The following is a 14,912-nucleotide window of genomic DNA, read 5'->3' on the forward strand; positions in this document are numbered from 1 at the left end:
TGACGTATCAAATTAACCGCTTCGCGTTTAAACTCTTCGCTGTACTTCTTTCGTTTTGCCATGACACTCCTCCTGCCCCATTTTGAGGCTTTTTTGAAGTGTCCGCATTAACGGGGTAGAACCCCACTGCACGCTTATGCGCTGATGGGTAACCACTATCATCTGTTGCTGACCTCGCCGGTCCCCGGTCGTTTGGCCTGCGCCATGCGCCGCGTCGGCTCCCGCTATGTGCCCTATTACAACTGGAGGCACGGCCGCAGCGGTGCGCTTTGGGAGGGGCGGTTCAAATCCTGCCTAGTGCAATCCAGCCGGTACTTTCTGAATGTGCAACGGTACATCGAGCTTAATCCGGTCAGGGCCGGCCTGGTATCGGATCCAGCCTTGTACCAGTGGTCTTCCGCTCGCGTAAGCCTGGGTACTGCCGCCGATCCGTCTTTGGTTCCGCATGTGTGCTATCTGGAATTGGGTGCGACCCGTGAGGAGCGCGCAGCGGTTTACAGCGACTTTCTACAGCAGCCGATTGCCGCCGGCGAGCTCGGCTATATTCGTCAGCATGTCAGGCAGAGCCGGGCAATCGGACTAGTAGCAGGGGATGGAGGCACCTCCGTCCCTGTTTAATGCACCCTCGCTCAGGCACCGCTGGTTCACCTTGGCCTCGGTGCTGAAGTAGTGGCGGGCCGGATGGCGGCGTATGGCCTCGTATTCCCGACGGCTGATGCGCAGGCGCCGGCCGTCGGCGATGTAGTCGAACACCGGGCGGTGGTTTTCGTCGGTGCCGGGCACCAGTTCGATGAAGATATAGCGGACGGCGGATTCGCCGATCCGGATGCGGATGCGCATGCTCAGTCTCCTGTTTAGCCGGTTTGGCGCTGCGCCGGGCCCGGCAAGTCGGGTTAAATCCGCCCGGCCCGTGGAGTGGGCCAATCTTTCGGTCGGGGACGGAGGTACCTCCGTCCCTTGATTGCCATTTTACACCCGCCCGTCTCACCGGGCGAGAACTCAGCCCGCGTGCTGGCGCCAGTTCGGGCGCATGGTCACGGTCACGTCTTCGCTCATCAGCTGCAGCTCGCCGTCCTGGATCATGGCGGTCAGGCGCATGCCGCGCTGCAGGAAGGCCGCGGTGGCGGCTTCCAGGTCCTCGGCGGCGATGTCCACCACGCTCAGGTTCTTGAAGCGGCCCAGGGCGCCCGCGTTCTTGCCCCACCAGATGTCGAAGGCGTTGCCGTTGTAGCCGAACACCACCGCGTGCTTGGCCCGCGCGCAAGCCTTCTTCACCCGCGACTCGTCCGGCTGGCCCAGGTCGATCCACAGGTCCACCTCGCCGGTGTAGTCGCGCAGCCACAGGTCCGGGTCCTCCTCGGTGCTCAGGCCGCGGCCCATTTCCAGGCGCTCCTCGGCGAACAGGGCGAAGGCGATCAGGCGCGCCATCAGCCGGCCGTCGGTTTCCGACGGGTGCTGGGCCAGGGTCAGGTTGTGGCTGGCGTAGTAGTGCCGGTCCATGTCGGTGACCTGGAGTTCGCACTTGTAGACGGTGGCGTTGGGGGCGGCCATGGGGTGCTCAAAGGATTTTAATGCGGTAGTCTAACCGAGCTGCCGGTCGTGAAATAGATGAGGTAAAGGAATGCCTATTCTCAAGTCATACTACTCAGAAGATGTTTCTAGCTTCTTGCAGGACCCTGCTGACATTGTTCTCGGGCGCATGTCTAAGAACACAAACTTTGACTTAGACATAGCAACAAGAAACTCTTGGATACAAGAGGTTGAGATTTTAAAAGACCAGCTAAATGGTGTTGTAACGCAAGGTAAATTATTTTTCGAGTTTTCGATTCCACGCTTAGGAAAGCGTATCGACGTTTTGTTGATAACCGGTTCAGTTATTTATGTGTTGGAATTCAAAACGGGCGATTCGGAATATACGAATCAGGCGCTTGATCAGGCTTGGGACTATGCTTTGGATCTTAAGGCATTCCACAAGACCAGTCACGGCAAGACGATTTGCCCAATATTAGTCATAACGGGTAAAAAATCTAAGAAAATTAAAGTGCCTGAAAAAATTCATGTGGATCACGATGGGGTATGCAAGCCATTTGCCATCGATTCAAGCATGATTGGTGATTCAATTGCTTTGGTGCGCGATTCCTTCCCTGAGGGGAAGTTTATTGATATAGGCGATTGGGAGAATGGTTCGTATGAGCCAACACCCACAATTATCGAGGCCGCTAGCGCGCTCTACAAAAATCATGATGTTAAGGATATTTCTACGCACTCGGCTGAGAAGATAAATTTAACTGAAACAACTGAAGCTATAGAAAAAATTATTGAGTACTCAAAAGCGAATAGCCGTAAAGCTATTTGTTTCGTTACCGGCGTTCCTGGCGCCGGGAAAACGTTGGTTGGTCTTAATATCGCGACAAAGCACAGAAATAAAGACGACCGATTTCACAGCGTTTTCTTGTCTGGTAATGGGCCGCTGGTAACTGTTCTTAGGGAGTCTTTGGTTAGGGATTGTGTTTCGGAGGCTAAGAAGTCTGGCCTAAGGCTTACGAAAAAAGATGCGGCTAGGCCGGTAGAGCAATTTATTCAGAATGTGCACCATTTTCGTGATGCGTACATTGCTGATGACAAGTCACCGCCATCTGATCATGTTGTAATTTTTGATGAGGCTCAGCGGGCATGGAATGTTGAGCAGACATCCAATTTCATGAGCAGGAAAAAGGGAATTCCAGGATTTAATCAGTCAGAGCCTGATTTCTTGATTTCTTGTATGGACCGCCATCAGGATTGGGCGGTAATTGTTTGTCTGGTTGGTGGTGGTCAAGAAATCAATACGGGTGAGGCTGGTATTTCAGCGTGGATAGATGCCATTTACTCAAATTATCCAGAGTGGGATGCATATATCTCTACACATATGACCGATTCTGAATATCGGGCAGAGTCCGCAATTAAAAAGCTAAGCGCCAGAAAAAATAGCCATGTGAGAGATAGTTTGCATCTTTCTGTTTCTATGCGTTCCTATCGTGCGGAGAAAGTTTCTAGTTTCGTTAAATCGCTTTTGGATATGAATCATGATGATGCGACAGCCTTAGTTTCCGGGTTCAATGATAAATATCCAATTAAAGTTACACGCAATTTAGATTCTGCAAAAAATTGGATTCGATCTACAGCGCGTGCAAATCAGCGTTACGGAATGATCGTTTCCTCGCAGGCTTCGCGTTTAAAGCCGTTAGCAATTGATATCCGAGTCAATGTTGACCCCAAGCATTGGTTTCTTGGCGATAAATCGGATGTTCGGTCGTCTTGGTATCTAGAGGATGTCGCTACTGAATTTGTCGTTCAAGGCCTAGAGTTGGACTGGGTTTGTGTTGTTTGGGATGCGGATTTTCGAATGACAGATTCCGGCTGGAAGCACTCATCTTTTGTAGGTGAGAAATGGCAAAACATTAACAAGAATGAGCGAAAGGCATATTTAAAGAACGCGTATCGTGTTCTGTTGACTCGGGCAAGGCAGGGTATGGTGATTGTTGTTCCGGAAGGTTCTACTGATGATCCTACTCGTTACCCTCATTTCTATGATGAGACCTTTAAGTATTTGAAAAGCGTTGGTTTGGAGGTCATCCAATGAACAAATCGCTATTCATTTTGTTTGGATTAATCGGATTGGTTATCACATCTGGTTGTTCCGAATCTCAAAATCAAAATGAAACTCTGCAAAAAGCCGGCCAGCCCTTGAATCCTCTAAGTACGGCCTCGAAAGTCGCGGGTGTGCATGCGGCAGCGCTTGCGGGCGACCAGCAGTCAGTGCAAGCAGGTGTTCAAGGTATTACGGATGACTTCAAGCGTTCTATAAAGCTTGCTGATCCGGCAAGAGCGGTTGACCGGGAAAAAGCCCGGGAGGTAGCCAAAACCGTTCCGGGCGTTCGTTCCGTGGTCTGGTTTGACCGCGAGAATCTTTTTGCAATAGTTGAACAGAATGATCAAAAATCTTACAAAACCATTGATGCCATCTGTTTGAAGCTGGAGCCATTAGGCGACACATTGGGCGTAGTTGTGAATCTTCAGAGCGGAGCGGCACGAAACGGTGATGAACTCGAAATTCTTAGCCGAAACTGTCAACTTGAGCCCGGCGACAGAGCCTTCATGCAGAAGGAACGCCAAATCGATGTCATCGATCCTGGGATTCGAAAACAACATAAAGCAAACAACGCACGCTGAAAATTAACGTTGCTCAAAAGGTAGGTCGAGCCCTCAATCGGCGATAATGGCCGCATGAGAACCCCCGCCGGCCTGCAGGCCCTGATCGACGATGGCGTCATCGACGCCGTATTGCGTCCGCTGAAAAGCGGCAAGGAAGCCGCCGTGTATGTGGTGCAGCGCGGTGACGAGGTGCTGTGCGCCAAGGTCTACAAGGACATGGCCCAGCGCAGCTTCCAGGCCCGCGTGCAATACCAGGAAGGCCGCAAAGTGCGTGGCAGCCGCGCCATGCGGGCTATGGGCAAGGCTACCAAGTTCGGCCGCAAGGAACAGGAAACCGCCTGGAAGAACACCGAAGTGGACGCGCTGTACGCCCTGCACGAGGCCGGCGTGAGCGTGCCGCGGCCGCACGGCTATTTCCACGGCGTGCTGCTGATGGAACTGGTGACCGACGACGAGGGCGCCAGCGCGCCGCGCCTGGGCGAGGTGGAGCTGGAGGCCGAGCAGGCGCGGTGGTTCCATGCCGAACTGGTGCGCGACGTGGTGCGCATGCTCAGCCTGGGCCTGATCCACGGCGATTTGAGCGAATACAACGTGCTGGTCACCGGGCAGGGTCCGGTCATCATCGACTTCCCGCAGGTGGTCAGCGCCGCCGGCAACAACGCCGCGCGCGCCATGCTGCTACGCGACGTGCACAACCTGCGCGCCAGCCTGGCGCGCTTCGCGCCGGAACTGGCCGACACGCATTTCGGCGAGGAGATGTGGGCGCTGTACGAGAAAGGCGACCTGCTGGCCGATTCCGCGCTGAGCGGCGAGTTCGTGTTCGACAGCCACGAGGCCGATCTGGACGCGGTGCTGATGTCGATCGAGGACGCGCGCCAGGAGGCCATCATCCGCCAGCAGGGCCGCGAAGCCGCCGAGCAGGAATAAGCCCGGGCATGAAAAAAGCAGGCCGAAGCCTGCTTTTTCCGGTTGCCGCTCCGACGCTTACGCGCCGTCGTCCAAGCGCTTGCGCTCGCCGTCGCTGAACTTCACCCGTTCGCGGCGCTGGTGGTAGACCACCACTTTCTCCGCCGCCACTTCCATGCTTTCGCGGGTATTACGCTTGGAGAAGCGGATGGAGGAATCGGTCTGCACGTTGAAATCGCGGGCTTCCTGCACCGCCGACAAATCGCTGGACAGGAACACGAACTCCCAGCCCGTGGCCTGCTTGGCCTTGATAAGGTCGGCCACGTGGGCGCGGGTGAACTTGCGGCTGGCGTTCTCCATGCCGTCGGTCACGATCACGAACACGATGCCGCCGGGGCGATCGGCGGTCGGCAACTCGTTCAGTTGCCTCTCAAGGCGATGGATGCCGTTGCCGATGGCGTCCAGCAACGGGGTGTCGGCGCGCGGCACGTAGGTCGCGGCGGTCAGCGGCCGCACTTCGGCCACGGGCACGTTGTCGGCCAGCAGTTCGAACGGATCCTGGCCGTCGAACTGCACCAGGGTGGCGGTCACCGGGCCGTCCTGCGCGGCCTGGGTGTCGAAGAAGGCGTTCACGCCGCCGATGATGTCGTCCTGGATGTCGCCCATCGAGCCGGAACGGTCGAGGATCAGGGTGATGTGGGTGGATTTCGCGTTTGTCATTGTTATTCTCCGTGTCGTGGCCGGCGGTTGTCGGCAGATGCACGATACGGGACCGGCGTCTCAGAAGCTGAGAGGCCGGGTTTGGGGCCGGGTAAAACTTAGTGCTTCGCCCAGACCTTGGTCGAACCGTCCTTCAGCACCAGCAGGGTGTCGTACGGCTGCGGCCGCGCCGATTCCATGCCCGGCGAGCCCAGCGGCATGCCCGGCACGGCCAGGCCCACGGCCTTCGGCTTCTCTTTCAGCAGGCGGCGGATGTCGGCGGCCGGCACGTGGCCCTCGATGACGTAGCCGCCCACCACCGCGGTGTGGCAGGAGCCGAGTTTGGCCGGCATGCCCAGGCGCTGGCGCTGCGGCGCGGTGTCGTCCACGTCCTTGGCGGTCACTTGGAAGCCGTTTTTCTGCAGGTGTTCGATCCACAGATGGCAGCAACCGCAGTACGGGCTCTTGTACACGGTGACGCCGAGCAGGGATTGCGCGAACGCGGCGCCGGCCACGGTCAGGGCGAGCAGGGCGGTCAACAGGCGCAGGCGGAAAGCGGTCATGGCGGGCTCCGGAATCTGGGGATGCAGGCATTCTACCCATCGGCGCGGTGCGCGGGGTGGCCATCGCGTGAGCGCTTGACCTGCATCATGACCAATGGCCCTGTTCCCGGCCCCGGATTGGTGATTAGCTACGCAGGCAGGGCTCGGCCCTGAGCGAAGGTTCATTCTTGCTTGGCTTTGGATTATTGCCAAAAAGAGAATGAACGTTTACACTACGCCCCTAATTTCTGACCTTCCGGACCCTTCTATGGCCATCTCCATGCCCCGTCTGACCCCGCTTGCCCTGGCTCTCGTGCTCGCCGCCTGTAGCGGTGGCGAGGGCGCACCGCCGCCGCCCGGCGCCACCGAGGTGGCCGTGGTCACCCTGAAAGCCGCGCCGGTCACCCTGACCCGCGAACTGCCGGGCCGCACCATGGCCTCGGCCGTGGCCGAAGTCCGGCCGCAGGTCAGCGGCATCATCCAGCGCCGGCTGTTCACCGAGGGCGGCCGCGTGCGCCAAGGCGAAGCCCTGTACCAGATCGACGACGCCGTGTACCGCGCCAGCGACGACAGCGCCCGCGCCACCTTGGCCCGCGCCCAGGCCGCGCTGACCACCGCCCGCCTGAACGCGCAGCGCAGCGCCGAATTGGTCAAGATCGACGCCGTCAGCAAGCAGGACGACGACGCCGCGCAGGCCGCCCTGCGCCAGGCCGAAGCCGACGTGAAGGCGGCCCAAGCCGCGGTCCGCGCCAGCGGCATCAATGTCGGTTACGCCCGCATCAGCTCGCCGATCAGCGGTCGCATCGGCCGCTCCACCGTCACCCAAGGCGCTTTGGTCAGCGCCGGCCAGGCCGAGGCCTTGGCCACCGTGCAGCAGATCGATCCGATGCACGTCGACCTGACCCAATCCAGCGCCGAACTGCTGGCCCTGCGCAAAGGCATCGCCGCCGGCACCTTGAGCGGCGCCGACACCTTGCCGGTCAAGATCCTGCTGGAAGACGGCAGCGAATACGCGCAGACCGGCCGCCTGGCGTTCTCGGAGGCCACGGTCGATCCGTCCACCGGCAGCAGCACCCTGCGCGTGGTGGTGCCGAATCCGGACGGCCTGTTGCTGCCCGGCATGTACGTGCGCGCGGTGATCGGCAGCGGCCTGCGCGCCGACGCCGTGCTGGTGCCGCAACAGGGCATCGCCCGCGATCCGCGCGGCGCCGCCACCGCGATGGTGGTCGGCAAGGACGGCAAGGTCGAAGCCCGCACCGTCACCGTCAGCCGCACCGTCGGCGACCAGTGGCTGGTCGAGTCCGGCCTGAAAGCCGGCGACAAGGTCATCGTCGAAGGTCTGCAGAAGATCGCCCCCGGCGCGCCGGTGAAAGCCGTCGAGGCCAAAGCCGCTCCGGCCGCCAACTAAGGAAACGCATCCATGGCACGCTTCTTCATCGACCGGCCGATCTTCGCCTGGGTCATCGCCATCATCATCATGCTGGCCGGCGCCCTGGCGCTGACCCGCCTGCCGATCTCGCGCTACCCGCAGATCGCGCCGCCCACGGTCTCCATCAACGCGGTCTATCCGGGCGCCTCGGCGCAGGCGGTCGAGAACTCGGTGACCCAGATCATCGAGCAGTCGATGACCGGCCTGGACGGCCTGGACTACATGTCCTCGACCAGCGATTCCAACGGCGCGGTCGGCATCACGCTGACCTTCAAGACCGGCACCGACCCCGACACCGCGCAGGTGCAGGTGCAGAACAAGCTGCAGGCCGCCACGCCGCTGCTGCCGGCGGTGGTGCAGCAGCAGGGCATCAGCGTCAACAAGGCCAGCACCGGCTTCCTGCAGGTGCTCGGCTTCGTGTCCGAAGACGGCAGCATGGACCGCAACGACATCTCCGACTACGTGTCCTCGACCATCGTCGAGCCGCTGTCGCGCGTGCCCGGCGTGGGCGGCGTGCAGGTGTTCGGCGGCAAGTACGCCATGCGCATCTGGCTGAACCCGGACAAGCTGGCGGCCTACAAGCTGGCGCCGGCCGAGGTCATCGCCGCCATCCAGGCGCAGAACGCGCAGATCGCGGTCGGCCAGCTCGGCGGCACGCCGGCCATCGACGGCCAGCAGATCAACGCCACCATCACCGTACAGGACCGCCTGCAGACCCCCGAGCAGTTCCGCGACATCGTGGTGCGCGCCAACGCCGACGGCTCGGCGCTCAAGCTCGGCGACGTGGCCCGGGTCGAACTCGGCTCGGAGAGCTATTCGGTGATCAGCCGCTACAACGGCCAGCCGGCCTCGGGCGTCGCCGTCTCGCTGGCCACCAACGCCAACGCGCTGCAGACCTCCGACGCCGTGGCCGCGCTGATGGAGCAGATGAAGCCCTCGTTCCCGAAAGGCCTGAAGGTGGTGGTGCCGTTCGACACCACGCCGTTCGTGCGGGTCTCGATCAACGAGGTGCTGAAGACCCTGCTGGAAGCGGTGGTGCTGGTGTTCCTGGTGATCTTCCTGTTCCTGCAGAATTTCCGCGCCACCCTGATCCCGACCATCGCGGTGCCGGTGGTGCTGCTCGGCACGCTCGGCATCCTGCTGGCGCTCGGCTTCTCCATCAACATGCTGACCATGTTCGCCATGGTGCTGGCCATCGGCCTGTTGGTCGACGACGCCATCGTGGTGGTCGAGAACGTGGAGCGCTTGATGAGCGAGGAGGGCCTGAGTCCGCTCGAGGCCACCCGCAAATCGATGGACCAGATCACCGGCGCGCTGGTCGGCATCGGCCTGGTGCTGGCCGCGGTGTTCGTGCCGATGGCGTTCCTGACCGGCTCGACCGGCGTCATCTACCGCCAGTTCACCGCCACCATCGTCTCGGCCATGGCGCTGTCGGTGCTGGTCGCCATCGTGCTGACCCCGGCCCTGTGCGCCACGTTGCTCAAGCCGCTGAAGAAAGGCGAGCACCACGGCGAGAAGGGCTTCTTCAAGTGGTTCAACGCCAAGTTCGACAGCGGCAACGCGCGCTACCAAGGCACCGTGCGCCGCATGCTGGCGCGCAGCGGCCGCTTCCTGCTGGTCTACGCCGCGCTGGCCGGCGCCATGGCGCTGCTGTACGCGCGCGTGCCGTCCTCGTTCCTGCCGGACGAAGACCAGGGCGTGCTGTTCACCATCGTGCAGACGCCGGTCGGCGCCACCCAGCAGCGCACCCAGAAGGTGATGGAGCAGGTCGAGTCGCACTACCTCAAGAACGAAAGCACCCACATCGAATCGACCTTCGCGGTACAGGGCTTCAGTTTCGCCGGCAGCGGCCAGAACAACGGCATGGTGTTCGTCAAGCTCAAGGACTGGGAGGAACGCACCAGCGCCGACGCCAGCGTGAACGCGATGGCCGGCCGCGCCATGGGCGCCTTCAGCCAGATCAAGGACGCCATGGTGTTCGCCATCGCGCCGCCGCCGGTCACCGAGCTCGGCACCACCGGCGGCTTCAACCTGTACCTGAAGGACAGCAACAACCAGGGCCACGACGCGCTGATGGCGGCGCGCAACCAGCTGCTCGGTGCTGCGGCGCAGAGCAAGCTGCTGCAGGGCGTGCGCCCTAACGGCCAGGAGGACACGCCGCAGTTCCGCCTCGACATCGACACCGAGAAGGCGGCCGCGCTCGGCGTCACCGTCGACGCCATCAACAGCGCGCTGTCGGTGGCCTGGGGCGGACGCTACATCGACGACTTCATCGACCGCGGCCGGGTCAAGCGCGTGTACGTGCAATCGGACGCCGAATATCGCATGGTGCCGGAGGACTTCCAACGCTGGTCGGTGCGCAACAAGGCGGGCGACATGGTGCCGGTGTCGTCGTTCTCCAGCCAGCGCTGGGAATACGGCTCGCCGCGCCTGGAACGCTACAACGGCGTGCCGGCGGTGAACGTCACCGGCCAGGCCGCGCCGGGCGTGTCCTCGGGCGACGCCATGGCCGAGATGGAACGCTTGGCCGCGCAGCTGCCGCCGGGCTTCACGTTGGAATGGAGCGGCCAGTCCTATCAGGAACGCGTGGCCAACGCGCAGACGCCGATGCTGTACGCGCTGTCGCTGCTGGTGGTGTTCCTGTGCCTGGCGGCGCTGTACGAAAGCTGGTCGATCCCGAGCTCGGTGCTGATGGTGGTGCCGCTCGGCATCCTCGGCACCGTGCTGTTCACCTGGCTGCGCGGTCTGGAGCGCGACGTGTACTTCCAGGTCGGCATGCTGACCACCGTCGGCCTGTCGAGCAAGAACGCGGTGCTGATCATCGAGTTCGCCAAGTCCAACCTGGAGAAGGGCATGGGCCTGGTCGAGGGCACCGTCGCCGCCATCCGCGACCGCCTGCGCCCGATCCTGATGACCTCGATCGCGTTCGGCTTCGGCGTGTTGCCGCTGGCCCTGGCCACCGGCGCCGGCTCCGGCGCGCAACGCGCCATCGGCACCGGCGTGATCGGCGGCATGCTGGCCGGCACCTTCCTCGGCATTTTCTTCATCCCGCTGTTCTTCGTGAGCGTGCGGCGTTTGATCGACCGGCTGTCGTCCGCGCGCGGCGGCCAAGGAGCGGATTCCCATGATTGACGCGACTCCCAAGCGCCTGGCCCTGGCCGTCGCGCTGCTGGCCGGCGGCTGTGCCGCCCTGGAACCGAAACTGCCCGCGGCCGACGCCGGCATTCCGGCGCAGTTGCCGGTGGCGGCGGCCGAGCGCGCCGTCGACGCCGAAGCCGGCGAGGTGGCCGACATCGGCTGGCGCGGCTTCTTCCGCGATCCGGTGCTGCAGGACCTGATCGGGCAGGCGCTGGAACACAACCGCGACCTGCGCGTGGCGGTACTGAACGTCGAACGCGCGCGGGCGCAGTACCGCATCCGGCGCGCCGACCGCCTGCCGTCGGTCGATGCCACGGCGCAGATGCGCCGCGGCGGCGGCGACGCCGTGCCGGTCAGCGAAGACTTCAGCGCCGGTTTCGGCCTGGCCGCGTTCGAGCTCGACCTGTTCGGGCGCGTGCGCAACCTGAGCGAAGCCGGTCGCCAGCGCTACTTCGCGCAGGTCGAGAACCGGCAGGCGGCACAGATCAGCCTGGTCGCGGAAGTGGCCACGGCCTATCTGGGCCTGAGCGCCAACCGCGAGCTGCAGCAGCTGGCCGAACGCACCCTGCGCAGCCGCGAACAGGCGTTGGAACTCGATCGCAAACGCCATCAGGCCGGTGCGATTTCGGCGCTGGAACTGGCGCAGGCCGAAACCCAGGTCGAATCGGCGCGCGCCGAAGCGGCACGCATCGCCGGCGTGACCGCGCAGGCCGGCAACGCGCTCGATCTGCTGGTCGGCAAGCCGGTCTCGGCCGGATTGACCGCGGCCGCGCTGGACGACGGCGCCACCGGTCTGTTGCCGCTGCCGGCCGAATTGCCGTCGTCGGTGCTGCTGCGCCGACCCGACATCCGCGCCGCGGAAAACACCTTGCGCGCCGCCAACGCCGACATCGGCGCCGCCCGTGCGGCGTTCTTCCCGTCGATCACCCTGACCGGCGCGACCGAAACCGCCAGCCCGGAGCTGTCCGGCCTGTTCGATGCCGGTACCCGCGGCTGGAGCTTCGTGCCGAAACTGAATCTGCCGATCTTCCAGGGCGGCCGCTTGCTGGCCAACCTGTCGTTGTCCAAGGTCGATCGCGACATCGCCTTGGCCGGCTATGAGCGCGCCATCCAGGCCGGATTCCGTGATGTGGCCGATGCCTTGGCGCTGACCGGCACCTTGGCCCGCCAACGGCAGGCGCAGGAAGCCCTGGTGGCCGCCGCCGAACGCGCCGATACCTTGGCTGCGGCCCGCTACCGTGCCGGCCGCGACAGCCAGCTGGCGCGCCTGGATGCCGAGCGCACATTGTTCGCCGCCCGCCAAGGGCTGGTGGCCGTGCGTCTGGCCGAGCAGGGTAACCGCATCGCGCTGTACCGCGTGCTGGGCGGCGGCTGGAAGGAGTGAGCGTGAGCGCGGAACGGGCCAAGAGCGACAAGGCGCTGGCGCGTACCGAGGCCCAGCGCGAGCGCATCCTGTCGGCCGCGCAGCGGTGCTTCATCGAGCAGGGCTTCCATGCCGCCGGCATGGCGCGCATCGCGGAGGCCGCCGGCATGAGCCCGGGTTTGATCTACCGCTATTTCGACAATAAAGCCGCCATCATCCGCGCCATCATCGCGCGCCAGCTCGAACGCCTGAACCAGGACATCAGCCTGCATCGGCCGATCGACCTGGCCGCGGAGATGACCGCCAAGTTCGTCGGTGGCCACGGCTGCGACCGCAACGACCTGAGCCCGGCGCTGCTGCTAGAGCTGTCGGCCGAAGCCACCCGCGACCCGGAAATCCACGCCGTGGTCCGCCATTTCGACCAGAATCTGCGCGATGCCCTGGTGCAGTGGTTGATGCGCGGCAAGCACGCCGGCGGCCATGGCCTGCCGGAAGCGCGCGCACGCGAGGCCGCCTTGCTGCTGCAGCTGCTGTTCGAAGGCATGAAAGTGCGCCAGACGCGCGATCCGACGCTGGATCCGGCCCTGTTGGAAGCCAGCCTGCGCCGCTTCCTGCCGTTCGTGCTGGCCGGCGGTGCGCCCGCGCCGGCTGGTTAAATCCAAAGTGCCTGCGTAAGCTATACGCCATGAAACCGATTTGCCGTCACCTCTGCCATCTATCGCTGATTGCCGTGTGGCTGTGCCTGTCGGCGTCCGCCACGGCGCAGAACCGTACGCCGGCCATCGGCACCGGGAGCGGCGCGCAACCGGCGCATCTGCCGGGCGCGCCGGATTTCGCCGGCATCGAGCCTTCGCCGGACGCCGAAGCAGTCGCGTCCTGGGTGCTGAGCGTGGCCGACCACGGCCAGTTGCCGTTCGCCATCATCGACAAGCGCGCGGCCCGGGTGTTCGTGTTCGACGGCCGCGGCCGCCTGCGCGGCGACGCGCCGGTATTGCTCGGCCTGGCGGTCGGCGACGAGGACGTGCCCGGCATCGGCAGCCTGCCGCTGTCGCAGATCACGCCCGAGATGCGCATCACCCCGGCCGGCCGCTTCCGCGTGCAGATCGGGCGCAACCTGAAAGGCGAAGATATCCTGTGGGTCGATTACGACTCCGCGCTCTCGCTGCACCGGGTCGCCACCGGCAATCCACGCGAGGCGCGCCAGCAGCGCCTCGACAGTCCGACGGTGGACGACAACCGCATCTCGTTCGGTTGCATCAACGTGCCGGCGCGCTTCTTCGACGAGGTGGTGCGCAGCCAATTCGCCGGCACCAACGGCACGGTCTACATCCTGCCGGAAACCCGTCCGGTGTCCGAACTGTTCGGCCCGCAGGCGCAGGTCGCGCGCTGAGGCTCAGTCTTCCGGCGGCGGCTGGGTCAGCAGCACCCACTGCGCGGCCGAATCGGCGTATTGCGGGATGAAGCGGCAATTGACGTTGGGTTCGTTCTGTTCCGGCTTGAACGCGAACACGCCCTCGCTGCCCTCGCGCGCGCCGACGCGGTCGTAGCGGTAGGCGTTGCAGGTTTCGCTCAGGAAATTCACCGTCACCGCCACGGTGTCGCCGTCTTCGGTGATGCGCTGGCAGGGCCGGTCGGTGTCGTTGGCCTGGCCGTACTGCAGGTCGTTGATCTGGATCCGGCAGGTGTCCTCGTGGGTGAACACGATCTGGTGCTTGGGCGGTTCGCTGCAGGCCGACAGCGCGAGCAGGGCGGCGAGGGCGGTGATGGCGTTTTTCATGGCGTCTCCTTGTCGCGCCATTGTATCGCCGCGGCAAGGCAACGCGGGGTGAAGCTCAGGGCGGCGCGATCGGTTCGATCAACGCGGCGTCGTCCTCGCGGCCGGCGTTCACGCGTTTGGCCACCGCGTGCATCTTCAGCGCCGGCAGGGCGCGGGTCAGCAGGAACGGCATCGAGGGCCCGGGCGCCAGCGTCAGCCACTTCGCCACGTCACGCGGCTCCAGGAACACCGGCATGCGCGGATGCACCTCGGCCGGCAGGCCGTCGGCGGCCTGGGTGATCAGGGTGAAACTGCCTTCGCGGCCGTCTTCCAACAGCGGGTGCTTCGGCTCCCACAGCGCCGCCACCCACAGAGTATCGCCGGCGCGTTCGGGATGGAAATAGTAGGGTTGCTTGCCCTCGGGCGTGGAGCGCCACTCGTAGTAGCCGGCCATCGGCACCGCGGCATGCCGGGCCTTGAACGCGGCACGGAACGCGGGTTTGTCGTCCAGCGTCTCCAGCCGGGCGTTGAAGGTGTGCTGGCCCAAGGCCAGCTCCTTGGCCCAGAACGGCATCAGGCCCCAGTGCATGTTCTTCAGCGCCGGCGCGTCGCCGTCCTGTACCAGCACCGCGGCGCTTTGCCCCGGCGCCAGGTTGTAGCGTGCCGGCAGCAGCGCGAACCCGGCACGCAGGTCCGGCCAGGGCAGGGGCGCCCCGGCATGGATCGGGAGTTGGACGAAACGGCCGCACATGCGCCGATTCTAGCGCGTGTCGGGCATCGGCGCGAAATGGCGTCCCCGGCGCGATTCGAACGCACGACCTGCTTCTTAGGAGGAAGCCGCTCTATCCAGCTGAGCTACGGGGACCTGCGCCGTATTATGATGCC

General features: G+C 63.5%; 14 protein-coding genes and 1 tRNA gene. 8 read left to right on the plus strand and 7 right to left on the minus strand.

Annotation, left to right across the window (positions count from 1 at the left end; all coding sequences use genetic code 11):
- Positions 1–579 precede the first annotated feature (579 nt).
- A complete protein-coding gene (locus tag IEV56_RS08865) occupies positions 580–840 on the minus strand; it encodes a hypothetical protein (protein WP_188450009.1) in 261 nt (86 codons plus the stop codon).
- 159 nt (positions 841–999) lie between these two features.
- Positions 1,000–1,551 (minus strand): YaeQ family protein, encoded by a 552-nt coding sequence (locus IEV56_RS08870; RefSeq protein ID WP_188450010.1) that lies wholly within the window; start codon positions 1,549–1,551, stop codon positions 1,000–1,002.
- A gap of 70 nt (positions 1,552–1,621) precedes the next feature.
- Here IEV56_RS08870 and IEV56_RS08875 point away from each other — a divergent pair, with 70 nt between their 5' ends.
- The 3 genes from IEV56_RS08875 to IEV56_RS08885 are packed head-to-tail and all read left to right on the plus strand — an operon-like array spanning position 1,622 to position 5,121.
- A complete protein-coding gene (locus IEV56_RS08875) occupies positions 1,622–3,622 on the plus strand; it encodes a DUF2075 domain-containing protein (RefSeq protein WP_188450011.1) in 2,001 nt (666 codons plus the stop codon).
- Positions 3,619–4,212, plus strand: coding sequence for a hypothetical protein (locus IEV56_RS08880; RefSeq protein ID WP_188450012.1), 594 nt, complete (start codon positions 3,619–3,621; stop codon positions 4,210–4,212). The genes IEV56_RS08875 and IEV56_RS08880 overlap by 4 nt, the downstream gene beginning before the upstream one ends.
- Before the next feature lie 54 nt (positions 4,213–4,266).
- Positions 4,267–5,121, plus strand: coding sequence for a PA4780 family RIO1-like protein kinase (locus tag IEV56_RS08885; protein ID WP_188450013.1), 855 nt, complete (start codon positions 4,267–4,269; stop codon positions 5,119–5,121).
- A 57-nt stretch (positions 5,122–5,178) separates the two neighbouring features.
- Here IEV56_RS08885 and IEV56_RS08890 read toward each other — a convergent pair whose 3' ends face one another.
- Positions 5,179–5,820 carry a VWA domain-containing protein gene (locus IEV56_RS08890; RefSeq protein WP_188450014.1) on the minus strand — a complete coding sequence of 214 codons (642 nt, stop codon included), beginning with the start codon at positions 5,818–5,820 and terminating at the stop codon, positions 5,179–5,181.
- A gap of 98 nt (positions 5,821–5,918) precedes the next feature.
- Positions 5,919–6,362, minus strand: coding sequence for a DUF411 domain-containing protein (locus IEV56_RS08895; protein WP_188450015.1), 444 nt, complete (start codon positions 6,360–6,362; stop codon positions 5,919–5,921).
- A gap of 253 nt (positions 6,363–6,615) precedes the next feature.
- Here IEV56_RS08895 and IEV56_RS08900 point away from each other — a divergent pair, with 253 nt between their 5' ends.
- From IEV56_RS08900 to IEV56_RS08920, 5 genes are read left to right on the plus strand one after another with little or no spacing between them, the layout of a single operon-like run.
- A complete protein-coding gene (locus IEV56_RS08900; RefSeq protein WP_188450177.1) occupies positions 6,616–7,749 on the plus strand; it encodes an efflux RND transporter periplasmic adaptor subunit in 1,134 nt (377 codons plus the stop codon).
- 12 nt (positions 7,750–7,761) lie between these two features.
- Positions 7,762–10,902, plus strand: coding sequence for an efflux RND transporter permease subunit (locus IEV56_RS08905; RefSeq protein WP_188450016.1), 3,141 nt, complete (start codon positions 7,762–7,764; stop codon positions 10,900–10,902).
- Entirely contained in the window at positions 10,895–12,292 is a 1,398-nt protein-coding gene (locus IEV56_RS08910; protein WP_188450017.1) for an efflux transporter outer membrane subunit, read from the plus strand. Before IEV56_RS08905 ends, IEV56_RS08910 begins: the two co-directional genes overlap by 8 nt.
- Before the next feature lie 2 nt (positions 12,293–12,294).
- A complete protein-coding gene (locus tag IEV56_RS08915; RefSeq protein ID WP_188450018.1) occupies positions 12,295–12,927 on the plus strand; it encodes a TetR/AcrR family transcriptional regulator in 633 nt (210 codons plus the stop codon).
- 29 nt (positions 12,928–12,956) lie between these two features.
- A complete protein-coding gene (locus IEV56_RS08920) occupies positions 12,957–13,661 on the plus strand; it encodes a L,D-transpeptidase (protein ID WP_229730234.1) in 705 nt (234 codons plus the stop codon).
- Between the two features lie 3 nt (positions 13,662–13,664).
- Here IEV56_RS08920 and IEV56_RS08925 read toward each other — a convergent pair whose 3' ends face one another.
- The 3 genes from IEV56_RS08925 to IEV56_RS08935 all read right to left on the minus strand — a co-directional run bounded on the left by IEV56_RS08925 (position 13,665) and on the right by IEV56_RS08935 (position 14,892).
- The gene (locus tag IEV56_RS08925; protein ID WP_188450019.1) at positions 13,665–14,048 is read right to left on the minus strand and encodes a hypothetical protein; all 384 of its coding nucleotides are present in this window, start codon (positions 14,046–14,048) and stop codon (positions 13,665–13,667) included.
- Between the two features lie 55 nt (positions 14,049–14,103).
- Positions 14,104–14,778: an SOS response-associated peptidase gene (locus IEV56_RS08930; RefSeq protein ID WP_188450020.1), complete on the minus strand. Its 675-nt coding sequence runs from the start codon at positions 14,776–14,778 to the stop codon at positions 14,104–14,106.
- 37 nt (positions 14,779–14,815) lie between these two features.
- Positions 14,816–14,892: transfer RNA gene (locus IEV56_RS08935), tRNA-Arg, on the minus strand.
- Positions 14,893–14,912: the final 20 nt, after the last annotated feature.

Origin of the sequence: Arenimonas maotaiensis (assembly GCF_014638745.1) — a bacterium.
Lineage (GTDB): Bacteria > Pseudomonadota > Gammaproteobacteria > Xanthomonadales > Xanthomonadaceae > Arenimonas > Arenimonas maotaiensis.